Source organism: Hydrogenophilus thermoluteolus (assembly GCF_003574215.1).
Taxonomy (GTDB): Bacteria; Pseudomonadota; Gammaproteobacteria; order Burkholderiales; family Rhodocyclaceae; genus Hydrogenophilus; species Hydrogenophilus thermoluteolus.
In genome coordinates, this window is the sequence record NZ_AP018558.1 from 74949 (window position 1) to 96869 (window position 21921).

18 protein-coding genes and 1 pseudogene are annotated in these 21921 nt (G+C 62.0%); 14 read left to right on the forward strand and 5 right to left on the reverse strand.

Annotation, left to right across the window (positions count from 1 at the left end; translation table 11 throughout):
• Positions 1 to 38: 38 nt before the first annotated feature.
• From HPTL_RS00360 to HPTL_RS00380, 5 genes and pseudogenes are all read right to left on the reverse strand, one after another.
• Positions 39 to 848: an EAL domain-containing protein gene (locus HPTL_RS00360; RefSeq protein ID WP_119334195.1), complete on the reverse strand. Its 810-nt coding sequence runs from the start codon at positions 846 to 848 to the stop codon at positions 39 to 41.
• A 2-nt stretch (positions 849 to 850) separates the two neighbouring features.
• Positions 851 to 1879, reverse strand: coding sequence for a response regulator (locus tag HPTL_RS00365; RefSeq protein WP_119334196.1), 1029 nt, complete (start codon positions 1877 to 1879; stop codon positions 851 to 853).
• Positions 1830 to 5213: an MHYT domain-containing protein gene (locus tag HPTL_RS00370; RefSeq protein ID WP_119334197.1), complete on the reverse strand. Its 3384-nt coding sequence runs from the start codon at positions 5211 to 5213 to the stop codon at positions 1830 to 1832. Before HPTL_RS00370 ends, HPTL_RS00365 begins: the two co-directional genes overlap by 50 nt.
• On the reverse strand, positions 5210 to 9601 hold the full coding sequence (locus HPTL_RS00375) for an NAD-glutamate dehydrogenase (RefSeq protein WP_119334198.1): 4392 nt from the start codon (positions 9599 to 9601) through the stop codon (positions 5210 to 5212). The genes HPTL_RS00370 and HPTL_RS00375 overlap by 4 nt, the downstream gene beginning before the upstream one ends.
• A gap of 50 nt (positions 9602 to 9651) precedes the next feature.
• A pseudogene (locus tag HPTL_RS00380) lies at positions 9652 to 9882 on the reverse strand (sodium:solute symporter family transporter); the annotation flags it as partial.
• Positions 9883 to 9968: 86 nt separating this feature from the next.
• On the opposite strand from HPTL_RS00380, the gene HPTL_RS00385 reads away from it, so the two are divergent.
• From HPTL_RS00385 to atpD, 14 genes are all read left to right on the forward strand, one after another.
• On the forward strand, positions 9969 to 10244 hold the full coding sequence (locus HPTL_RS00385; protein WP_119334200.1) for a DUF1289 domain-containing protein: 276 nt from the start codon (positions 9969 to 9971) through the stop codon (positions 10242 to 10244).
• Positions 10245 to 10267: 23 nt separating this feature from the next.
• Complete coding sequence (gene nfo / locus HPTL_RS00390; RefSeq protein WP_119334201.1) at positions 10268 to 11128, forward strand: deoxyribonuclease IV; 861 nt, start codon at positions 10268 to 10270, stop codon at positions 11126 to 11128.
• 39 nt (positions 11129 to 11167) lie between these two features.
• A complete protein-coding gene (mnmG, locus tag HPTL_RS00395) occupies positions 11168 to 13084 on the forward strand; it encodes a tRNA uridine-5-carboxymethylaminomethyl(34) synthesis enzyme MnmG (protein ID WP_119334202.1) in 1917 nt (638 codons plus the stop codon).
• Entirely contained in the window at positions 13081 to 13731 is a 651-nt protein-coding gene (gene rsmG, locus HPTL_RS00400; protein ID WP_119334203.1) for a 16S rRNA (guanine(527)-N(7))-methyltransferase RsmG, read from the forward strand. Before mnmG ends, rsmG begins: the two co-directional genes overlap by 4 nt.
• Positions 13732 to 13733: 2 nt before the next feature.
• On the forward strand, positions 13734 to 14537 hold the full coding sequence (locus tag HPTL_RS00405) for a ParA family protein (RefSeq protein ID WP_119334204.1): 804 nt from the start codon (positions 13734 to 13736) through the stop codon (positions 14535 to 14537).
• On the forward strand, positions 14534 to 15430 hold the full coding sequence (locus HPTL_RS00410; RefSeq protein ID WP_119334205.1) for a ParB/RepB/Spo0J family partition protein: 897 nt from the start codon (positions 14534 to 14536) through the stop codon (positions 15428 to 15430). Before HPTL_RS00405 ends, HPTL_RS00410 begins: the two co-directional genes overlap by 4 nt.
• 52 nt (positions 15431 to 15482) lie before the next feature.
• Complete coding sequence (locus tag HPTL_RS00415) at positions 15483 to 15866, forward strand: ATP synthase subunit I (protein WP_119334206.1); 384 nt, start codon at positions 15483 to 15485, stop codon at positions 15864 to 15866.
• Entirely contained in the window at positions 15832 to 16683 is an 852-nt protein-coding gene (atpB, locus tag HPTL_RS00420; RefSeq protein ID WP_119334207.1) for a F0F1 ATP synthase subunit A, read from the forward strand. Before HPTL_RS00415 ends, atpB begins: the two co-directional genes overlap by 35 nt.
• A gap of 62 nt (positions 16684 to 16745) precedes the next feature.
• A complete protein-coding gene (atpE, locus tag HPTL_RS00425) occupies positions 16746 to 16991 on the forward strand; it encodes a F0F1 ATP synthase subunit C (RefSeq protein WP_119334208.1) in 246 nt (81 codons plus the stop codon).
• Between the two features lie 40 nt (positions 16992 to 17031).
• On the forward strand, positions 17032 to 17505 hold the full coding sequence (locus tag HPTL_RS00430; protein ID WP_119334209.1) for a F0F1 ATP synthase subunit B: 474 nt from the start codon (positions 17032 to 17034) through the stop codon (positions 17503 to 17505).
• Positions 17506 to 17507: 2 nt separating this feature from the next.
• Positions 17508 to 18050 carry a F0F1 ATP synthase subunit delta gene (locus HPTL_RS00435; protein WP_119334210.1) on the forward strand — a complete coding sequence of 181 codons (543 nt, stop codon included), beginning with the start codon at positions 17508 to 17510 and terminating at the stop codon, positions 18048 to 18050.
• Positions 18051 to 18059: 9 nt separating this feature from the next.
• Positions 18060 to 19598 carry a F0F1 ATP synthase subunit alpha gene (atpA, locus tag HPTL_RS00440; RefSeq protein ID WP_119334211.1) on the forward strand — a complete coding sequence of 513 codons (1539 nt, stop codon included), beginning with the start codon at positions 18060 to 18062 and terminating at the stop codon, positions 19596 to 19598.
• Between the two features lie 25 nt (positions 19599 to 19623).
• Positions 19624 to 20496 (forward strand): F0F1 ATP synthase subunit gamma, encoded by an 873-nt coding sequence (atpG, locus tag HPTL_RS00445; protein ID WP_119334212.1) that lies wholly within the window; start codon positions 19624 to 19626, stop codon positions 20494 to 20496.
• A 24-nt stretch (positions 20497 to 20520) separates the two neighbouring features.
• Positions 20521 to 21918, forward strand: coding sequence for a F0F1 ATP synthase subunit beta (gene atpD, locus HPTL_RS00450; protein WP_119334213.1), 1398 nt, complete (start codon positions 20521 to 20523; stop codon positions 21916 to 21918).
• Positions 21919 to 21921: the final 3 nt, after the last annotated feature.

Below are 21921 nucleotides of genomic sequence, written 5' to 3' on the forward strand. Positions count from 1 at the left end.
GGGTGCGGAGCATTTCGGCGGTGTGCTACGCGCGGAGGTCATGCGCCGGTTTCATCGACCACTTGCCAGTTGGGTTGCGGGAGCGCTTCCACCTCAGGTTTGGCAAAGAGATAGCCTTGAAAAAGGGTAATGCCCAGATTGCGCAGCCAGCGGTACTCCTCGGCGGTCTCCACCCCTTCTGCGATCGTGGTGATTCCTAAGCGTTGGGCGGTATCGAAGATGCCGGCGACGATCGCCTGGCGCACTGGGTTTTTGTCGATGCCCTGAACGAGGCCGATGTCAAGCTTGATCAGGTTGGGTTGGTAGTCGGCCAAGAGGTTGAGTCCCGAGTAACCGGCGCCGAAGTCGTCGATCGCGGTGGCAAAACCACGCGCCTGATAATCGGTGATGATGCGCAGCACGTGGTCGGGATTTTCGATTTTTTGCTCTTCTGTGAGCTCGAAGATGAGCAGCGTTGGATCGAAGCCCACTTTCTCGGCGGCAGCAAGGGTGAGGCGGATGCAGCTTGCCGGTTCATAGACCGCGTTGGGTAGAAAGTTGATCGAAAGCCGGGCTGTAAGTCCCAGGCGCTTCGCCGTTGCAATCGCCAGGACTCGGCAGGTCTGGTCGAAGTGGTAGCGATTGCTCTCGGTGACTTGGCTGAGCACCGTTGCCGCCCCTTCGCCGTTGGCGCCGCGAACGAGCGCTTCGTAGGCGAAGAGGGTTCGGTGCGCGGCGTCTACTATGGGCTGAAACGCCATGCGCAAGGGGATATGTAACTGAGCGTTTTCCCCACGGCAACGCAGGCACCCCTGAATGGACGCGTCGCTGTCGGCGAAAAAGGTTTCGAGAAAAGAGGGTGTGCTCATCATTACGCCTCCATGGGGTTTTCGACGTCAACCTCATCCCGCCACTGGTTTTGGATTTCCTGTGCCGCGTCTAGGTTGTCCAGAAACGCCGTCACGGCTTCGGGCCAGAAGTGGCGGCCGCTCTCCTCACGCAGGAGGGCGACTGCGCGGTCGATCGACCACGCCGGTTTGTAGGGGCGGGCGCTCGTCAGGGCGTCGAAGACGTCGGCCACGGCAACGATGCGCGCTTCGATGCTGATCGTTTCGCTTTGTTTTCCGTAGGGATAACCGCTGCCGTCCCATTTTTCGTGGTGTTCGAGCGCGATGCGACGCGCCATTTGCAGCAGGCTCGATGGGTCTTCACCGATGATCGCGGCGCCGATTTCGGGATGGGTACGCATCACACGCCATTCGTCGGCATCCAGTTTGCCCGGCTTGAGGAGGATATGGTCTGGAATCCCGATCTTGCCGATGTCGTGCATCGGCGCTGCGGCAAACAGTTGTTCGCTCCATTCGCGCGGGGCGCCGAGCGCTTCGGCGATCAGACGGCTGAAGTGGCTCATGCGGATCACGTGGCGCCCCGTTTCGTTGTCTTTGTATTCGGCGGCGCGCCCTAACCGCTGAATGATGGCGAGCCGCGTGCGTTCCAGCTCGTCACGGGCCACCAGGCTGAGGTGGGTGCGGACGCGCGCAAGCAACACCGGCGGCGAAATCGGTTTGGTGAGGTAGTCGACGCCACCTGCGGTAAACCCTTCCGTTTCGTGGATCGGGTCGCCCAGCGCGGTGCAAAAGAGGATAGGAAGATGCCGGGTTTCTGGGTTCGAGCGAATGCGTCGCGCCACTTCGAATCCGTTCATCTCCGGCATCATCACGTCCAAGACGACCAAATCGGGCACGCTTTCGGCAACGCGCTGCAGGGCTTCGGTGCCGTTTCGGGCAAAGCGGAGGCGATAGTGGGGGGCCAGAATCTGACGCAGGAGTTGGAGATTCGTGACTTCGTCGTCAACGAGGAGCAGTTCGGGTTGCGGGGTTGTGGGAAAGCGGGTCTCCATCCGGCAGGTCTCCTGGTGTTGGGGCAGTGCGGACGAGCATTTCTGCTTGGGCAAAATCGAAGGCGTCGAGCGCTGTGTTGAGATTGTGCCACAGGCGGGGATGCGTTTCGCGGATTGCGTCGAGCGCCGGGCCGGTGATTTCGCCACGCCGGATCATAGCAAGGAGTGCTTGACGGTCCGCGTCGGGTAGTGGCGTGGGATCGCATTGGGTAATACGCTCTGGCCGATGTAACCCGTCCGGGTGTTGGGTGGCGGTCAGTGCCGCAAGCGCATGCGCCGTGGCACGCACCGTGGCGACAAAGGTATCGAGCGGAGCTTCGCGCGCTGTGCTGTCGGCGGTGTGGCGTTCTAACGTTCGTGCCAAGTGTGCTAGGCGGGGCAGGGCCAGATTGGCTGCCGTGCCAGCAATTCGGTGCCATTCGGCAGCGGACCAGTCGCGAACCGCGTCGACCGCTTGCGGTACCGTATCGAGCCATGTTTGGGCTTTGGTCAGCCAGGCGTCGCGCCACAGCGCTTGACCCTGTTCGGGGTCGATCAAGCCAAAAGCGGCCTCTGGTGCGTCGATGGTGTTGTCTGGGGAGGTCTTTTCGTGGGCCCGGAGGCGGTCGCGCATCTCCACAAGGGGTTGCAAAACGGCGATCAGCTCCCGTTGTTGGAGCGGTTTCGCCAAAAAGGCGTCGAAACCCGCTTCGTGGCAGGCGTCGCGCTCTTCTTGCGCCACTTGTCCCGTGAGGGCGATGAGGGGCAGCGGCGCCAATCCCATCGCTCGTTCGAAATGGCGGATGGCACGCGCGGTGGTGATGCCGTCGCCATCGGGCATTCGTAGGTCGAGCAGCCCAGCAACCCAACGGTCGGGACAGGCGGTATAGTGGGCGAAAAAGGCATTGCCGCTGGCCACACAGGTGACCGCGGCGCCCAGGCGCGTAAGGAGCGCTGCGAGCAGTTCCCGGTTGAGGGCGACGTCGTCGGCAGCAAGGATCGATTTGCCGGCAAGCAAAGCAGCTGCGCTGTCGCCGATGGCGTGGGGTAGCGCTTCGTCGGGACAGTCGGTTTCGGGTAGCGGAGTGAGCGGGAGCGTGAGGGTAAAGGTGGCGCCGGCTCCCGGGGTGCTCGCGACCTGTACGTCTCCGCCCATCGCCCGCGCAAGATCGCGGACGATCGCAAGTCCCAGTCCGGTGCCGCCATGGCGGCGCGTGGTGACCTCTTCGACTTGCACGAACGGGGTGAAGATCTCCTGTTGCTTGGCGGGTGGGATCCCTGGGCCGGTGTCGCGAACGAAGAGCACAAGTGTTTGGCCATCCCACTCGGCACCGAGCGCGATTTCCCCCTGTTCGGTGAATTTGAGGGCGTTGTTGAGCAAATTACCGAGTATTTGCCGCAGCCGATCACCGTCTGCCGACCAGCAGCGAGGCAAATCATTCGGTAAAGACAAGGTGAAGCGCAGCCCTTTCTGGCGCGCGAGCAGCGCGTAGTGGCTGGTGAGTTCGTGCAGGAGGCGGTCGAGGCGTGTGGGAGTGGGACGGAGCGTAAATGCGCCCGCTTCGAGTTTCGCCAGGTCGAGGAGATCGTTCAGGAGCGTGAGCAGCGTGCGCCCCGCAGCGAGGATGGCCGAGGTGCGTTCCTGCAGCCGTGTGTCTTCGGGGTGGTCTTGTTGGATCAGTTCGGCAAAACCGAGTACCGCGTTGAGCGGGGTGCGAATTTCATGCGAAATCGCCGAGAAGAAGCGGCGCTCTCGGGCCAGCGCGACCTCCAGTTCCTGCTTTGCCTGTTCGAGTGCGTGTTGCGTTTCGATCTGCGCGGTGATGTCGATAGCAAGCTTCAACACATGGTCGATCGTACCGTCGAGGCGGCGCATCGGTTGGTACCAACCGTGCAGATGGCGAATTTTTCCCTCTTTCGTTTTGCGGGGAAAGGTGCCCTCGATCGTTTCGCCTTGGCGCAACCGTGCCCAGAAGGTGTCGCGCGCTTCTTGAGGGTAGTCGTCCGGCCATAGCGATGTATGGGCTTGACCGATGAGCGCCTCGGGGGAATAGCCAAGGGTTTCGGCAAGGCGCGCATTGATTTCCAGAAAAACCCCATCAAGGGAGAGGCGGGCGCGAAGGAGCAGTCCATCGATCGCGCGTACGAGTTGCGCTAGCGTCTCTGCCTGGGTTTCGATGGGCGTGAGGTCGGAGAGGACCAGATCTACTTCATCTCCTTCACTACCGAGCGGGGTGACCAAAACGCGGACGGAAACCCGACGGACGCTGCCGTCGGGTAAATGGAGCGTCAAGGTATCGGTGATTTCGGGTTTTTCTCGAGAGAGCGCCGCGGAGAAGCGCGCCAAAATTTCGCTACGCGATTGCGGCGGTAGAAAATCGAGCAGAGACCCTTTGCCCGCCAAATAGCGTGCAGGCGAAAGCCCCGTGAGCGTTTCCAACGCGCGCGATGCCCAAATGCGGGTGATCTGACCACGATGGATTCGAAAACGGACGATGGCAAATGGGAGGTGGTCAAGCAGTTGGTGAAAGAGCGCTGCGCGCTGGGCTGCGCGCTGGGCGGTGGCGCGCCATCCGAAGATCGCGAAGAGACCACCAAAGAAACCGAACACGACGAGCAATACGACCACGATCGCGAGCGCCAGTGGCCAATTGAAGCCTTGCCCGGGTTGCCAATCGGCAACCGGTTGCCCAATGAAGAGGGTGCCTGCCATCGCCGTGTAGTGCATTGCGCTGATCGCCAATCCAATCACTGTGCCCGAAACCACGACGCGCGGCAGGCGATGGAATCGCAACCACCCACGATGGAAGTGCAAAAAGAAAGCGAGGCACGAAAACGCAACGGCAACGACGATCGAGAGCAGAAACCACACGGGGTGGTAGCGGATTTCGCCCAACGTGATCATTCCGGCCATCCCGGTGTAGTGCATCGCGCCGATACCGGCGCCGACCAGCACCCCGGCCACGAGGAGGTCGCGTGTCGTGACGCTACGGTGGCGCAGCAGGCGCAAACCCACCCAGGCGGCAAACAGACTGGGAACGACCGAAAGCGCAGTCGGCCCGAACGCGTAGGTGACGGGTTGGCAGACGTCTGCAGCCAGCATCCCGATGAAGTGCATGCTCCATACGCCGAAGCCCAGCATCGGCACGGCGAAAAGAAATGAGGCGTGGCTGAGGCGCGGGCCAAAGCGTTCTGGATGGCGCGCGAGCGAAAGGAGTTGCAGCGCTCCAATGCCAGCTAGGACTGCAATCGTGACCGAAAGGGCGACGAGCAGGGGTTGGTACCGGACGGGCGCAAGAGGGAGCCCCTGCTCCGGCCAGGCAAAGAAAAGCGCGAAGAGTTCCGATGCGCTCATTTCCCCTGAAGCGCCCAATAGACCGCGGCTACGGCTTCGAGCGGTTGCCCCGTCTCCTGTGCCAGCGCGGCGAGTGTGAAGAGTGCCGACGCGGTGGGGAGCCACGCCAACTCGGTGGCGAGCGCTTCGGAAAGACCCGCGCGTTGCCAGCGTTCGATCGCCTCGACCCGAATCTGCGCCAAGTTGGGCTGGGTGGCTTCGCGCCAAAGCGAGCGCAGCGTGTTTGCGGCCGCTTCGAGTGTCGGGAGCAGCGCATCGCCGGTTTGTTGCTGCCAAGTGGGTTCGGATAGGAACCCGGTTACCGCTTGGCGGCAGTGGTTCCGTAGCCAGGTGAGCGCCTCGTACCGTGTCGCTTCGGGTATTGCGCCTGCCAGCGCGTCGATTTCGGCCAGCCGTACTTCAAGGGCGAAGAGGTGCCAAACGAGTGTGAAAGCGCGCGCGATTTCGGGTATCGCGGCGCCGGTTTCTTGCGCCAGTTCGTCGACGGTGGTGATGCCCAGACGGTCGATGAGTCGATTGGTCCAAAGCGTTGCGACGATCTCCCGCCGTAAGGGGTGTTCATGAAGCGTTTCGCCCAAGTCGTCAGCCAGTTCGGAAGGGAAGTAGCGCGGGTAGTCACGGGCCAGGAGCGGGTCGTCGAGACAGGCGCTCGCAAGTAGCGCCGCTTTCACTTCGAGTTTGGCGTACGCAAGGAGCACCGAGAGTTCCGGACGAGTGAGGCCCACGCCGTTCTCTTCGCGCTCGGCCATTTCGACGTCGCTCGGGATCCGTTCCAGGCAACGGTCGAGCAGTTTTTCAGCGACCAGCCGCGAGATGAAATGGCGCCACGCCGGCCAACCGTGCCCACCGCGCAACGCATCGAGCGCGATCGCTTCGGTTTGGGTGAAGTTGTCGTGTAGCACCGCTTGGACCACGGCGTCGGCCATACCCATGAAGCGGGCGTCGCGTGTTTCGGCGGCGATTTTTCCGTGTTCTACGCCGAGCCCGAGCGCGATCTTGAGGTTCACTTCGTGGTCGGAGCAGTCGACGCCGCCCGAGTTGTGGATCGCGTCGGTTTCGATGCGCCCCCCTAGGAGCGCGTATTCGACCCGCGCCCGTTGGGTAAAGCCCAGGTTTCCGCCTTCGCCGACGATGCGGCAGCGCAATGTGTTGGCGTCGACGCGCACGGCGTCGTTCGCGCGGTCCCCTGCCTCCGCGTGGCTCTCCGTACTGGCTTTGACGTAGGTGCCGATTCCGCCGTTGTAGAGCAGGTCGACCGGAGCGCGCAAGATCGCTTGGATCAGTTCGGGTGGGGTAAGCGCCGTTACCGTTTCCGGAAGTCCCAACGCGGCGCGCGCTTGCGGTGAGAGCGGGATGCGCTTCGCCGTCCGCGGCCAGATCCCGCCCCCTTCGGAGAGACAGTCGCGGCGGTAGTCGTCCCAACTGGAACTGGGGAGGCGAAAGAGCCGTTCCCGCTCCCGGTAGCTGATTACGGGGTCGGGATCGGGATCGATGAAGATGTGGCGGTGGTCGAACGCGGCGATGAGTTTGAGGGTGCGGTGCGCGAGCATCCCGTTGCCGAAGACGTCGCCGGACATGTCGCCGATTCCGACGACGGTGATCGGCTGGGTGGCGATGTCGATTCCCAGTTCGCGCAGATGGCGTTCGATCGCAACCCAGGTGCCGCGTGCCGTGATGCCGAGTTTTTTGTGGTCGTAACCCACCGAGCCACCGGAGGCGAACGCGTCACCGAGCCAGAAGCCATATTCGGAGGCGATGGCGTTCGCAGTGTCGGAAAAGGTGGCGGTTCCTTTGTCGGCGGCAACGACCAGGTACGGGTCGTCGTCGTCGTGGCGAACCACCTGGGGCGGCGGGACGATTGTTCCTTCGACGCGGTTGTCGGCAAGATCGAGGAGGCCGCGCAGGTAGGTGCGGTAGGCATCGAGCCCGGCGGCTTGCCACGCAGCGCGATCGTGGGTGGGGGCAGCGTTACGGACGATGAAACCCCCTTTGGCGCCCGTGGGGACGATCAGCGCGTTCTTGACGAGCTGTGCCTTCATCAGCCCCAAAATTTCGGTGCGGTAGTCGTCTTTGCGATCCGACCAGCGCAGCCCGCCGCGCGCGACCGGGCCGCCGCGCAGATGGACCCCTTCGACGTTGGGGGCGAAGACGAAGGTCTCGCGCCACGGTTTCGGGTCGGGAAGGAAGTCGATCGTCTGCGACGCGATCTTGAGTGCCAGCCACGGACGTGGGGTTCCGGCCTCGTCTTCGCGGTAGAAGTTGGTGCGAACCGTGGCGTCGAGCGTGGCGAGAAACGCGCGGGCGATGCGTTCTTCGTCGAGGGTGGGGAGTTGCTCGATGAGCGCGGCGAGCCGTTCGCGCCATTCTTGGTACGCCGCGGCGTGGTCGTGCGTTCGTTTTGGGTCGAAACGGGCGTGGAACGCTTGGGTCCAGGCTCGAACGAACGCCGGATGGCGTAAGACCATTTCCAGAATGTAGTTGGGGGTGAACGGTAGCGCGCTTTGCTTGAGCCACGCGGCGTAGGCGCGCCACAAGAGCGCTTCGCGCCAGGTCAAGCCGGCTAGGGTCACCAGCCGGTTGTAGCCGTCGCAGTCTGCGCGGCGGGCCCAGAGCGCGTGGAACGCAGCGATGAAGCGTTCGATGTCCTCGGGCTTGGGCGGATCCCCCCATGCGATAGTGAGTCGTAGATCGTGTAGCCACCACGAACCGGCGTCGGTTCGGATCTCGTCGGCGTTTTCTTCCAGAAGCCGCGCGCCGAGGGATTCCAGAAGGGGGCTGAGGTCAGCGAGGAGCGCTGGGGCGAAGCGGTGCCACAGACGCAATTGCCAACGCGGTTCGGTTTCGCTGGGGGCGGGGTCTGGTTCGAGCGTGAGCCAGAGGTTGCAATCGTCGGGGAGCTGTGCGAGCGCGAGGAGATCCGGCGCGATCACCTCGGGACGCCAACGGCGTTGGGCAACGGCGTCGAAACCATGGTGGAAAGAGGCCCATGCGCGTTCGCTGAGCCGTTTGGGCGCGGCGTTGTGCAGCGCTTGCCAGAGCCGCTCGCGCCAAGGCAACGCAATCGCGGCAACGGTACGCTCGAGCTGCGCTTCGTCCCAGGTGAGGTCCAGTGTGGGTTGGGGCAACCAGAAGCGGAACCAGACGCGGGCCGTTGCCGAATCGGTGAAGATGACTTCAGCGTCGGTGTTTTGCGCGCCGAATGCAGTTTCGAGGTGGTTTTGGATTGCCAGGCGGGTTTCGGTGTCGTACCCGTCGCGCGGCGTGATCAGTTGCACCGAGACGAAGCGACCGAAGGTGTCGCGGCGCGTGATCAGACGGATCTGACGCCGCTCCTGCGCGCGGAGGATCGCCTGGGCATGGGCGCTCCAGGTAGCGACGTCCACTTGGAACGCCTCGTCGCGCGGGTAGAGGTCGAGCACCAGCGCAAGCGCACGCTCCAGGTGGCTGCCTGGCCGTGCGCCGACCGCCTGTTGTACCGCTGCCGCTTTGTGGCGCAGCAGCGGGAGTTGCGCGACGGGGTAGCGGTACGCGGTTGCGGTCCACAACCCCAGGAAGCGCCGTTCGCGCACCGCGGTTCCGCTGGCGTCGCGTTCCCAGACCAGGATTTCGCTGGGGTAAGCGTAGCGGTGGACGATCGCGCGCTGACTGCCCTGCGTGATCAACATCGGTTCGGGATAGTGCAGCAAGAGTTCGCGCGCTGGCGCAGGCAGCCGCGCGAACGATTCGGAGTATTCCGAGCGGGCGCTGCTGTCGCGCAACACCCCCAGACCACTGCCCGGAATGCGCCGCAGTTGAACGGAATCGCTATTGCGCTCCACTTGATAGTCGCGACACCCCAGGAGCACGAAGTGACCCGAAGCGACCCATTCCAGGAGCGCTTGGCATTCGCGTACCCAGGTGGGATCGGATTGCGTGCCGCACCAGCGCGGCAACAGTGACGCAGTGACGTTGGCGCGCTCGCGCATCAGTGGCCAGTCGTCACTCGCCGCCACCGCTTGCAGGAACCCTTCCGTGAGCGCCGCTTCGAGCGTGGCGCGCGCCGCTTTCGGGAGCGGCTCGCAGATGAAGAGCATCCACGATTCGGGTTGGCCATCGGCTGCGGTGACCACGGGATGGAAGGCAAAGCGCGGGCGAATTCCGGCGCGGTCGAACGCGATGAGGGCGGTGGCGAAAAGGAGCGGCCGGTCGGGCTGTGCGATCGCGAGCGCTTCGCCTTCCCCGTCCGGGAGCGAGACCCGTTGCCATCGCCATCGCCAGCCCTGTTGCTCGGGCGGTTGCTGGGCGGTGACCGCGAGGTGTTCCGCCCATTCGGTCAAATGGGCTTCGCTGACAGCGTCGTTGGGATCGAGCGCTTGCGCCAACAACGGGACGATGACGGCTGGCTCCACGGGGCTCCTCCTGGTTCGTTTACAGCGTTATTATCGGCGCATTGCGCCCATCAGGCGTTCTGCGGCTTCCATTTCGACACGGCGACGATCGCGATCAGCGCGAACAAAAAGCCCGGGACGATTTCGTAAAGGTCGAAAATGCCGCCCGAGAGCTGTTTCCACACGACCACCGTGACGCCGCCGACGATGATCCCGGCAAATGCGCCGGCACGACTCATCTTAGGCCAGAGCAGGGCCAAAATCAACGTCGGTCCGAACGCGGCACCGAAGCCGGCCCATGCGTTGCGCGCTTATTCTGGTAGTGTAACGGGTTCGATTGGGAATTCGGGTCGTCTGTGGATCCGGTAGAGAACGGGAGCACCTATCGATGCAATCGCCCTGTATCCAAGTCTGCCGCATCGACGACACCACCGGGTGGTGTGTCGGCTGCGGGCGTACCCGCGACGAAATCGCGCGTTGGGGGACGGCGAGCAACAGCGAACAAGCCCGTATCTGGCAGCAGTTGCCGGAGCGGCTGGCGACTTTGCGTAACCGGCACGACGCCGAATCGTGGGGCGGGGATGCCGAGACGGGGTGTCTGGGTCTCTGTGATCCCGATTACGACGCGGGTGTCTGTCGCAGTTGCGGTCGGACGCTCTCGTAGGGTAGTGGGAAGCGAGGACGGTTATGGCGAAATATGTGGGTGCGCACGTGAGTGCGGCAGGCGGGGTCGAAAATGCACCGCTCAACGCCGCAGCGATCGGGGCAAACGCGTTTGCCCTTTTTACCAAAAATCAGCGCCAGTGGGTTGCGAAACCCCTGAGCGAACACAGTATTGCGGCGTTTCGTGCCAACCTGGAACGGGTGGGGATCCGCGCGGAACACGTACTGCCCCATGACAGCTACCTCATCAATTTGGGCCACCCCGAACCCGAGGGGTTGGCGAAATCGCGTGCTGCGTTCGTCGATGAGATGCAGCGTTGCGCACAACTGGGCCTGCGCTATCTCAATTTTCACCCTGGGGCGCACCTGGGCAAAATCAGTGAGACGGAATGTTTGGCGCGGGTGGCGGAGTCGATCGATCTCGCGCTCGACGCAGTGCCGGAGGTGGTCGCCGTGATCGAGATTACCGCCGGACAAGGGAGTAACGTCGGCTACTCCTTTGAGCACCTTGCTCAGATCATCGATCGGGTGCAGGACAAAGCGCGGGTCGGGGTTTGTCTCGACACCTGTCACATGTTCGCAGCGGGGTACGACTTGCGTACCTGGGAAGCGTGCGACGCCGTCTTCACGCAATTCGATCGGACCGTGGGGTTTCGTTATCTGCGCGGGATGCACTTGAACGGTTCGAAGGCCAAACTCGGAAGCCGGGTCGACCGCCACCACGCGCTGGAACAAGGCGAACTGGGGCTCGAAGTTTTTCGCTACATCATGAACGACCCCCGTTTCGACGACATCCCCATGGTGTTGGAGACGATCGACGAGTCGCTCTGGCCCGAGGAGATTCGACTGCTCTACCGACTTCAGGAGTCTGCGGGCTTGTCGTGATAAAATAATCTGTTTTTCGAAAGCCTTAGCGAAAACACCATGCACTTTCCCGAACGCTTCGACGTCATCGTCGTCGGCGGTGGCCATGCCGGAACCGAGGCGGCGCTCGCGGCTGCGCGGCGCGGCGCGAAGACGTTGCTGCTTACCCACAACCTCGACACACTGGGGCAGATGAGCTGCAATCCGTCGATCGGTGGTATCGGCAAAGGCCATCTCGTCAAAGAGGTCGACGCACTCGGTGGCGCGATGGCGCTGGCCACCGACGAGGCCGGGATTCAGTTCCGCACGCTGAACGCGAGCAAAGGGCCCGCGGTCCGGGCCACACGGGCGCAAGCGGATCGGGTGCTTTATAAGAAAGCGATTCGCAAGCGGCTCGAAAACCAACCCAATCTGTGGCTGTTCCAGCAAGCGGTCGACGACGTCGTGCTGGCGGGCGACGCGGTTGCCGGGGTCGTGACGCAGCTGGGGATCCGGTTCGACGCGCGTGCCGTAGTTTTGACCACCGGTACTTTTTTGAACGGCTTGATCCACGTCGGGTTGCAGCACTACGCGGCGGGGCGTGCGGGGGATCCGCCAGCGATCGCGCTGGCTGCGCGTTTGGCCGAATTGGGTCTGCCGAAAGGGCGATTGAAAACGGGAACCCCGGCGCGGCTCGACGCGCGCACGATCGATTTCAGCAAGTGTCAAGTCCAACCGGGTGACGACCCAGAGCCGGTCTTCAGTTTTATGGGCAGCCGGGCGATGCACCCCAAACAACTGCCCTGCTGGATCACGCGGACCAACGAACGCACGCACGAAATCATTCGCGCCAATCTCGACCGTTCGCCGATGTATTCTGGGGTGATCGAAGGGATCGGTCCGCGCTACTGCCCGTCGATCGAAGACAAGATTCACCGTTTCGCCGACAAGACCGGCCACAACGTCTTCCTGGAACCCGAGGGGCTGGAGACGAACGAGATCTACCCCAACGGGGTTTCGACGTCGCTGCCGTTCGACGTGCAGTATGCGTTCCTGCGCACCATCCCCGGGCTGGAAAACGTCCATATCCTGCGCCCGGGGTACGCGATCGAATACGACTTTTACAACCCGACGCACCTCAAGGCGACGCTCGAAACCAAGCACTTCCACGGACTCTTCTTCGCCGGTCAGATCAACGGCACCACGGGTTACGAAGAGGCGGCGGCACAAGGGCTGTACGCGGGCGCGAATGCAGCCGCTTACGCGCTCGAGCAGGAACCGCTGCTGCTAACCCGCGACCAAGCTTACCTGGCGGTGCTCGTGGATGATCTGATCACCCGCGGGGTCACCGAGCCGTACCGGATGTTTACGTCGCGTGCCGAATTCCGGTTGCAACTGCGCGAGGACAATGCCGACCTGCGCCTCACCGAAATCGGCCGTCGACTGGGGCTCGTCGATGATGTGCGCTGGGAAACTTTTTGCCGCAAGCGGGAGGCGATCGAACGGGAAGTGGCGCGGTTGAAGGCGACGTGGTTCGTGCCTTCGCGCGACGCCGAGCGTGTCGTGCAGCATCTGGGAGAGCCACTCACCAAGGAGGCGACCGCGTTCGACCTGCTGCGGCGTCCGAACGTCCGGTATGCCGCGCTTGCTGCGCTCTTGCCCTCGGTAAACGAAACGGAGACTCCGCATCGCGACGACGCGCTGACGGAAGCTGCGATCGAACAGGTGGAGATCGCAGCGAAGTACGCTGGATATCTGGAGCGGCAAGCGGTCGAAGTAGCGCGCCTCCAAGCCGCTGAAGCCGTACGCATCCCCGAAGGGTTCGACTACGATTCGGTTCCTGGGCTTTCGGCCGAAATACGCCAAAAACTCGCGGCGCAGCGGCCCGTAACGCTCGGGCAGGCGAGCCGCATCCCCGGCGTGACGCCCGCAGCGATCTCGATCCTCCTGGTGTGGTTGCGGCGTAACGGCTTAGTCCGTGACGAGGCCAACGGATGAACGACGCGCAAGCCCGAACGTTGCTCGCAGACGGCGTTGCGATCCTCCTTCCTGACGCTCCAGCGACATTGGTCGATCGGCTTTGGCACTTTGTTGCGCTGCTCATGAAGTGGCGACGTGCGTACAATCTGACTGCGATCACGGCGCCGGAAGCGATCGTGACCCACCACATCCTCGATGCGCTGACGCTGTGGCCGTTCGTCGCGAATGCGCCGCGGTTGCTCGATGTCGGCACCGGCGCGGGGCTGCCTGCGGTTCCGTTGGCTTTGGCTGCTGAGGCGCTCGACGCGCCACTTGTGGAAGTGGTTGCGCTCGATGCCGTCCGCAAAAAAGCGGCGTTCGTGCAACAATGTGCGATCGAACTGGCGATGCCGCGTTTGACGGTGGTGGCGGCAAGGGTCGAAACGTGGCAGTCGACGGTACCATTCCCGGCGATCACCTCACGGGCGTTTGCAGCGGTCGCCGACTTCGTGACGTGCACGCGCCGCCACCTGGCGCCCAATGGACGCTGGTTCGCGATGAAGGGTGCCGAATGGAGCGAAGAACTCGCGGCGCTCCCCGAAGGGGTCCGTGTGGTGGCGACGACGCCGGTCACCGTACCGTTTCTCGATGCCCGCCGAGCGGTCGTGGTTTTGCAGGAGGCGTGACGATGGGCTATGTCTTTTGTGTCACCAATCAAAAAGGGGGCGTTGGCAAGACCACGACTGCAGTCAATCTGGCTGCGGCGCTTGCGCAGCAAGGGCGGCGGGCGCTTTTGATCGACCTCGATCCGCAGGGCAACGCCACGATGGGAAGCGGGATCGACAAGCTGGCGCTCACCGAGTCGGTCTATCCGCTGCTTTTGGGGCTGACGACATTACCGCGTGCCCGCGTCCGCGCAGAAAAGGCAGGGTACGACGTCGTGGGGGCGAACCGAGAGCTCGCCGGTGCCGAAGTCGAGCTCGTCGAACTGCCCCGCCGCGAATACCGCCTGGCCGACGCGATCGCACCGTGGGTGGCGCACTACGACCTCGTACTCATCGATTGCCCGCCGTCGTTGTCGCTCTTGACCCTCAACGCGCTCTGCGCAGCGCACGGTGTGATCATTCCGATGCAGTGTGAATATTTCGCGCTCGAAGGGCTTTCGGATCTCGCCAATACCATCAAACGGGTGCGCAGCGGCTTGAATCCCAAGCTCGAGATCATCGGTCTGCTGCGGGTGATGTTCGACCCGAGGGTGACGCTGCAACAGCAAGTGTCCGAAGAGTTGGCACGCCACTTTGGCGAAACAGTCTTTCAAACGGTGATTCCGCGCAACGTCCGCCTGGCAGAAGCCCCAAGCCATGGACTCCCCGGTGTCTGTTACGATCCGCGCTCGACTGGCGCGAAAGCCTACCTGGCGTTCGCGGAAGAGCTCATCACCCGTTTGGGACTGGCGGAATCGTCGCCAACGGTTGGAGAATCGGTAACATGAGTCGCAGTAAGAAAGGGTTGGGGCGCGGCCTGGACGCGCTTTTGGGTGCGATGAGCAGTCAGCCGGCGCAAGGCCCTACGGCGGACGGCGAAGCGCGCGTGGTCGCGCTGCCCGTCGATCAGCTCGTACCGGGGCGCTACCAGCCGCGCAGCCGCATGGATCCTGGTTCGCTCGAAGAGTTGGCGGCGTCGATCCGGGTGCAAGGGGTGATGCAACCCGTGGTGGTGCGCCCGAACGGCGTCGGGCGCTACGAAATCATCGCGGGCGAACGGCGCTGGCGCGCGGCACAAATGGCCGGACTCGTCCATCTGCCCTGTCTGATTCGTGACGTACCGGACGATGCCGCGTTGGCGCTCGCGTTGATCGAAAACATCCAACGCGAAAATCTCAACCCGATCGAAGAGGCGCAGGGGTTGCAACGGCTGATCGAAGAGTTCGGTATGACCCACCAGCAGGTGGCCGACGCGATCGGCCGCAGCCGCTCCGCAGTCACCAACCTCCTGCGGTTGCTGCAATTGGCCGAACCGGTGCGCGAACTGGTGCTGGCGGGTGACCTCGAAATGGGGCATGCCCGTGCGTTGTTGCCGCTCTCTGCAGGAGATCAAGTGGCGCTTGCCCATCAAGCCGTCGCGAAGGGCTGGTCGGTTCGGCAGGTGGAGCGCGCGGTGCAGCAACGGTTGGCGCCGCCCGCGGAAAAGCGTGTGCCCGAGCGCAAGACAGCCGACTGGCTGCGTCTGGAAGAGCGGCTCGCGGAGCGGATTGGCGCGCCCGTCACCATCGAACGCAAAGGAAAAGGACCCGGGCGGCTGACGATTCGCTTCACCGACTGGGACGAACTCGACGCGGTGCTCGCACGGTTGGGGCTTGCGGAAGAGGCGATGCACGACGTTTGACCGTTTGCGACGAAAATTATAAAATACAGAAGATTTGCTGGGACGAGACGGAATGACCCTGCGCACCATCGTGTCGAGCTACTGGATCGTAGCTTTTTTTGTTGCCGTGGCAGCAACGCTCATGGGTGGCGTCGCGGCAGGGCTCTCGGCGCTCGTCGGTGGCGTTGCCGTTGCGGTGCCGGGGACCGTGTTTGCGCTGTTGTTGGCGCTCCATGCCCGCTTCGCGCCCAGTGCGGGCTTTTTCCTATTGGGTGAAGCGGTCAAGGTGGTTGCCACCGTGGTGCTGCTCATAGCTGCGGTGAAGGTTTTGGGTGAGCCGGTGTGGTTGGCGTTGCTTGCCGGTATCGCGTTCACGGCGAAAGCGGGATGGTTGAGTTTTGTCTTTTCGATGAGGGGGAATCATGGCAGCTTCTGGGCAAGGACCCACAGCCTCTGAGTACGTCATTCACCATTTGACCCATCTCAATACATTGGGTCATCCGCAGGAGTCGCTCGTCGACTTCACCGTGTTGCATCTCGACACCTTTTTCTTTGCCACCGGTCTGGGCATTCTCACCGTGTGGCTGCTCTATCGCGCTGCGCGCCACGCAACCAGTGGCGTTCCGGGGCGTTTCCAAAATTTCGTCGAAATGCTGGTCGAGATGGTCAATGAGCAGGCCAAAGGGATCGTGCATAATCCCGAATCGCGCAAATTCGTGGCGCCGCTTGCGCTGACCGTGTTCGTCTGGATCTTCTGGATGAACTTCATGGACCTGTTGCCGGTCGATCTCCTGCCGCGCATCTGGGAAGGGATCTATGCCGCCGCCGGGGGGGATCCGCATCATGCCTATCTGCGCGTCGTGCCCACCGCCGACCTCAATGCGACGTTGGGGATGTCGATCGCGGTGCTGCTCATTTCGCTCTACTACAACCTCAAGATCAAAGGGGTTGGCGGTTGGGTGCATGAGCTCTTTACCGCGCCGTTCGGTAACCATCCGTTGCTCTATCCGGTGAATTTTGCGATGCAGATCATCGAGTACATCGCAAAGACCGTTTCACACGGGATGCGGCTTTTCGGCAACCTCTATGCCGGCGAGCTCATCTTCATCCTTATCGCGTTGCTCGGCGGTACCGCGACGGTCTTTGGCTTTATTGGGCACGTGATCGCAGGGTCGATCTGGGCGATCTTCCACATTCTGATCATCGTGCTCCAGGCGTTCATCTTCATGATGCTTACGCTTATCTATATCGGACAAGCGCACGAGTCGCACTGAAGCAGCGCCAAGAAAGTGTGGTATCATATACAGGTTTTGTCATCCAACTTTGAGGAGTAATCATGGAAAGCATCGTTGGCTTTGTTGCTCTGGCTGCTGGTCTCATCATCGGTTTGGGTGCTCTGGGCGCCTGTATCGGCATCGGCATCATGGGTAGCCGCTTCCTCGAGGCGTCGGCGCGGCAGCCCGAATTGATGAATGCGCTGCAAACCAAAATGTTCCTTCTGGCTGGTCTCATCGACGCTGCGTTCATTATCGGTACGGGTATCGCGCTCTGGTACTCCACGGCCAACCCGTTTGTCGGCTAAACGTACGCGGCGTCCCGGGTGGGCGTGAAGGAGTGAAACTGTGAACTTGAACGCAACCCTGATCGCGCAGCTTGTCGTCTTCTTTATTTTGGGGTGGTTTACGATGAAGTTCGTTTGGCCGCCCCTGATGAAGGCGCTTGACGAGCGTGCGGCGAAGATCGCTGAAGGGCTTGCGGCGGCAGACAAGGCCAAAACCGACCTCGCGCTTGCCGAGAAGCGGGCAGTGGAAGAGTTGCGCAAAGCGCGCGAAGAAGCGGCGACGATGCGCACCAACGCCGAGCAGCAGGCGGCCAAATTGATCGAAGAGGCGCGCGTCGAAGCAGCTCAGATCATCAACCGTGCGCAGAAAGCGGCGGAAGAGGAGGCGCGTGCGTCGGTGCAGCGCGTTCTGGAAGAGCTCCGTGAAGAGGTCGCGCGCTTGGCCTTGGTCGGCGCAGAGCAGATTCTGCGTCGCGAAATCGACGCCAAAGCCCACGCCGAATTGATCCAGCGATTGAAAGAGGAACTCAAATAACCATGGCCGAGACCGCAACCATCGCTCGCCCCTACGCCGAAGCAGCGTTCGCTTTGGCGAAAGAGGCGGATGCGCTCGGTCCCTGGTCGCAAGCAATGCATGCGCTCGCTGAAGTGGTCGCGGTCGATACCGTCCGGGCCGCTTTGGCCGATCCGCGCGTCGATGATGCCGCCAAATCGGATCTGATCACGGTGCTCGTGGAAAAAGCGGCGCCGCTGCCGGAAGGGTTCGCGAATTTCGTCCGGCTGTTGGTCGAAAACGATCGCGTCGCCGTAGTCGGGTCGATCGTCGAACAATTCGAAGCGAAGCGCTTGGCGTTCGAAGGGCGGTTACACGCCGTCGTCACCAGCGCATTCGAATTGACCGACGCGCAACAAAAGCAGATCCAGTCCGATCTCGAAGCCCACTATGGCAAGCCGGTCGAAATCGAAGTGCGGGTCGACCCCGAACTCATCGGTGGCGTGAAGATCGCAGTGGGCGACGACGTAATCGACGCGTCCGTGCGCAGCAAGCTTGCGAAGATGGCCGCAGCGCTCAAAATTTAGGAGTGATCCATGCAACTCAGTCCGTCTGAAATCAGTGATCTGATCAAGAGCCGGATCAAAAATCTCGAATTGTCGGCTGCCGTTCAAAACGAAGGGGTGATCGTTTCGGTGGCGGACGGCATCGCACGCATTCACGGGCTCACCGGTGCGATGCAAGGGGAAATGCTCGAATTTCCTGGGAACACCTACGGTCTGGCGCTCAACCTCGAGCGTGATTCGGTCGGCGCGGTGATCCTGGGTGACTACGAACACATCTCCGAAGGGGATACCGTCAAAGCAACTGGCCGCATCCTGGAAGTGCCGGTCGGTCCCGAACTCCTTGGCCGCGTGGTCAACGCCCTGGGACAGCCGATCGACGGCAAAGGTCCGATCGAGGCGAAACGGACCGACAAGATCGAAAAGGTCGCGCCAGGCGTGATCTGGCGCAAATCGGTCTCGCAGCCGGTGCAGACCGGTCTCAAAGCGGTCGACACCATGATCCCGATCGGTCGAGGCCAGCGGGAATTGATCATCGGTGACCGGCAAACCGGTAAAACGGCCGTCGCGGTCGATACGATCATCAACCAAAAAGGTCAGAATATGTTCTGTATCTACGTCGCGGTCGGTCAGAAAGCCTCGACCATCGCGAACGTAGTGCGCAAGCTCGAAGAGCATGGCGCGATGGAATATACCATCGTCGTCGCGGCATCGGCGTCGGAGTCGGCGGCGATGCAATACCTGGCACCGTACGCCGGCTGTACGATGGGCGAATATTTCCGCGATCGCGGGATGGACGCACTCATCATCTACGACGACCTGACCAAACAGGCGTGGGCGTACCGTCAAATTTCGCTGCTGCTGCGCCGTCCACCGGGGCGTGAGGCTTATCCGGGTGACGTCTTCTACCTCCACTCCCGTCTGCTCGAGCGCGCAGCGCGCGTCAATGAAGAATACGTCGAGCGCTTCACCAACGGGGAAGTGAAAGGCAAGACCGGGTCGCTCACCGCGTTGCCGATCATCGAAACGCAAGCGGGTGACGTCTCGGCGTTCGTTCCGACGAACGTGATCTCGATTACCGACGGGCAGATCTTCCTTGAAACCGACCTCTTCAACGCAGGGATCCGTCCAGCGGTGAACCCGGGGATCTCGGTGTCGCGGGTGGGGGGCGCCGCGCAGACCAAGATCATCAAGAAACTCTCCGGTGGTATTCGAACCGACCTCGCGCAGTATCGGGAATTGGCGGCCTTTGCGCAATTTGCATCGGACCTCGATGAAGCCACCCGCAAACAGCTCGAACGGGGACGTCGGGTTACCGAGCTCTTGAAGCAGCCGCAATACTCGCCGATGAACATCGCGCAGATGACCGTGTCGCTCTTGGCGGTGAACAACGGCTACTTCGACGCGATTCCGGTCGAACAGGTTTTGGCGTGCGAACAGGCGCTGCACCAGCACATCGAGAGCAAATTCCCCGAAGTGATGAAATCGATCATCGAAACGGGGAACCTCTCCGACGAAGATCAGGCGAAGATCCTCGAGGAAATTGCGGCTTTCATGAAAACCTGGGCCTGAACGGGCGTGACGCCAAGGAGCGAACATGGCCGGAAGTAAAGAGATCCGCGGCAAGATCAAGAGCGTGCAGAACACGCGCAAGATCACCAAAGCCATGGAAATGGTCGCCGCGTCGAAAATGCGCAAAGCCCAGGAGCGGATGCGGCAAGCGCGCCCGTACGCCGAGCGGATCCGCCGCTTGGCGGGGCACTTGTCGCATGCCACCGCGTCGGAGTACCGCCACCCGTTCATGCAGGAATCCGAACGGGTCGAACGGGTGGGATTGATCGTGGTCACGACCGACAAAGGGCTCTGTGGTGCACTCAACACCAACATCCTGCGCGCAACGCTCAACGAAATGAAGCGGTGGGAGCAGGATGGGGTCAAGGAGATCCAGGTCGTCGCAATCGGCAATAAGGGCCTTGGCTTCATGCAACGCATTGGCGCGAAGGTGGTCGCTGAACGAACCCATTTGGGGGATACGCCCCACCTCGACGTCCTGATCGGTCCGACCAAGGTGTTGCTCGACGCGTTCGAAGCGGGTGAACTCGATCGCGTCTCTATCGCCTATACCCGTTTCATCAACACGATGAAACAGGAACCGGTGATCGAGCAACTGTTGCCGCTTTCGGGAGAACGGCTCGACGTGCCCGAACACAACTGGGACTACATTTACGAGCCGGAAGCCGAAGTCGTGGTGGACGAACTGCTTCGTCGCTACATCGAAGCGCTCGTCTATCAGGCGGTCGCCGAAAATATGGCGTCGGAGCAAAGCGCGCGGATGGTTGCGATGAAAGCGGCGTCCGACAATGCGACGAACGTGATCAAAGAGCTGCAGCTGGTGTACAACAAGTCGCGTCAAGCGGCGATCACCAAAGAGCTCGCCGAAATCGTCGGCGGGGCAGCCGCGGTCAGTTGAGGACTCTCTGAAAAGGATAGAACGATGGCAACAGGTACGATCGTACAGTGCATCGGCGCGGTGATCGACATTCAATTCCCGCGCGACCAGATGCCAAAAATCTACGAAGCGCTGAAACTCGTCGACGAAAACGATTTCGTCGAGAAAGGGCTCACGTTCGAGGTGCAGCAGCAGTTGGGTGACGGTGTCGTGCGCACGATCGCGCTGGGCGCTTCCGACGGGCTGCGCCGTGGGATGAAAGTGGAATCGACGGGGGCACCGATCAGCGTTCCCGTCGGTCATGGCACGCTCGGCCGCATCATGGACGTGCTCGGTCGGCCCATCGACGAAGCCGGTCCCATCCAAACCGACGAATACCGCTCGATCCACCAGAAAGCGCCGAAATTCGACGAGCTTTCGCCGTCGGTCGAGCTCTTGGAGACCGGGATCAAGGTGATCGACCTCATCTGCCCGTTTGCGAAAGGGGGTAAGGTCGGTCTCTTCGGCGGTGCCGGGGTGGGCAAAACCGTCAATATGATGGAGCTCATCAACAACATTGCGAAACAGCACTCCGGTCTCTCGGTTTTTGCCGGCGTCGGTGAGCGTACCCGCGAAGGGAATGACTTCTATCACGAAATGAAGGAGTCGAACGTTCTCGACAAGGTCGCGATGGTCTTCGGGCAGATGAACGAACCGCCCGGAAACCGTCTGCGCGTGGCGCTAACTGGTCTGACGATGGCCGAACGCTTCCGCGACGAAGGGCGCGACATTCTCTTCTTCGTCGACAACATCTACCGCTACACGCTTGCGGGTACCGAAGTGTCGGCGCTCCTTGGCCGGATGCCGTCGGCGGTGGGTTATCAGCCGACGCTCGCCGAAGAGATGGGTAAATTGCAAGAGCGGATCACATCGACGAAAGTCGGCTCGATTACCTCGATCCAAGCGGTTTACGTTCCGGCGGACGACCTGACCGACCCGTCTCCGGCAACCACCTTCTTGCACCTCGACTCCACCGTCGTGTTGTCGCGTGATATCGCAGCACTCGGGATCTACCCTGCGGTCGACCCGCTCGATTCCACCAGCCGTCAGCTCGATCCGCTGATCGTCGGTGAGGAGCACTACACCGTGGCGCGTAAAGTGCAGGCCACGTTGCAGCGCTACAAAGAGTTGCGCGACATCATCGCGATCCTGGGGATGGACGAGCTTTCACCGGAAGACAAACTGACGGTGGCCCGTGCGCGGAAGATCCAGCGCTTCTTGTCGCAGCCGTTCCACGTCGCCGAGGTGTTTACCGGGACGCCGGGCAAATACGTTCCGCTCAAGGAGACGATCCGCGGCTTCAAGATGATCGTCGAAGGCGAGTGCGACCACCTGCCCGAACAGGCCTTCTACATGGTCGGGACGATCGACGAGGCATTCGAAAAAGCCAAGAAGGTCCAATAAACA

Excerpts from the sequence above, each read along its gene's own strand:
- HPTL_RS00360 (WP_119334195.1), bottom strand. The coding sequence starts at position 848 with ATGAGCACACCCTCTTTTCTCGAAACCTTTTTCGCCGACAGCGACGCG.
- HPTL_RS00365 (WP_119334196.1), bottom strand. The coding sequence starts at position 1,879 with ATGGAGACCCGCTTTCCCACAACCCCGCAACCCGAACTGCTCCTCGTT.
- HPTL_RS00370 (WP_119334197.1), bottom strand. The coding sequence starts at position 5,213 with ATGAGCGCATCGGAACTCTTCGCGCTTTTCTTTGCCTGGCCGGAGCAG.
- HPTL_RS00385 (WP_119334200.1), top strand. The coding sequence starts at position 9,969 with ATGCAATCGCCCTGTATCCAAGTCTGCCGCATCGACGACACCACCGGG.
- nfo (WP_119334201.1), top strand. The coding sequence starts at position 10,268 with ATGGCGAAATATGTGGGTGCGCACGTGAGTGCGGCAGGCGGGGTCGAA.
- mnmG (WP_119334202.1), top strand. The coding sequence starts at position 11,168 with ATGCACTTTCCCGAACGCTTCGACGTCATCGTCGTCGGCGGTGGCCAT.
- rsmG (WP_119334203.1), top strand. The coding sequence starts at position 13,081 with ATGAACGACGCGCAAGCCCGAACGTTGCTCGCAGACGGCGTTGCGATC.
- HPTL_RS00405 (WP_119334204.1), top strand. The coding sequence starts at position 13,734 with ATGGGCTATGTCTTTTGTGTCACCAATCAAAAAGGGGGCGTTGGCAAG.
- HPTL_RS00410 (WP_119334205.1), top strand. The coding sequence starts at position 14,534 with ATGAGTCGCAGTAAGAAAGGGTTGGGGCGCGGCCTGGACGCGCTTTTG.
- HPTL_RS00415 (WP_119334206.1), top strand. The coding sequence starts at position 15,483 with ATGACCCTGCGCACCATCGTGTCGAGCTACTGGATCGTAGCTTTTTTT.
- atpB (WP_119334207.1), top strand. The coding sequence starts at position 15,832 with ATGGCAGCTTCTGGGCAAGGACCCACAGCCTCTGAGTACGTCATTCAC.
- atpE (WP_119334208.1), top strand. The coding sequence starts at position 16,746 with ATGGAAAGCATCGTTGGCTTTGTTGCTCTGGCTGCTGGTCTCATCATC.
- HPTL_RS00435 (WP_119334210.1), top strand. The coding sequence starts at position 17,508 with ATGGCCGAGACCGCAACCATCGCTCGCCCCTACGCCGAAGCAGCGTTC.
- atpA (WP_119334211.1), top strand. The coding sequence starts at position 18,060 with ATGCAACTCAGTCCGTCTGAAATCAGTGATCTGATCAAGAGCCGGATC.
- atpG (WP_119334212.1), top strand. The coding sequence starts at position 19,624 with ATGGCCGGAAGTAAAGAGATCCGCGGCAAGATCAAGAGCGTGCAGAAC.
- atpD (WP_119334213.1), top strand. The coding sequence starts at position 20,521 with ATGGCAACAGGTACGATCGTACAGTGCATCGGCGCGGTGATCGACATT.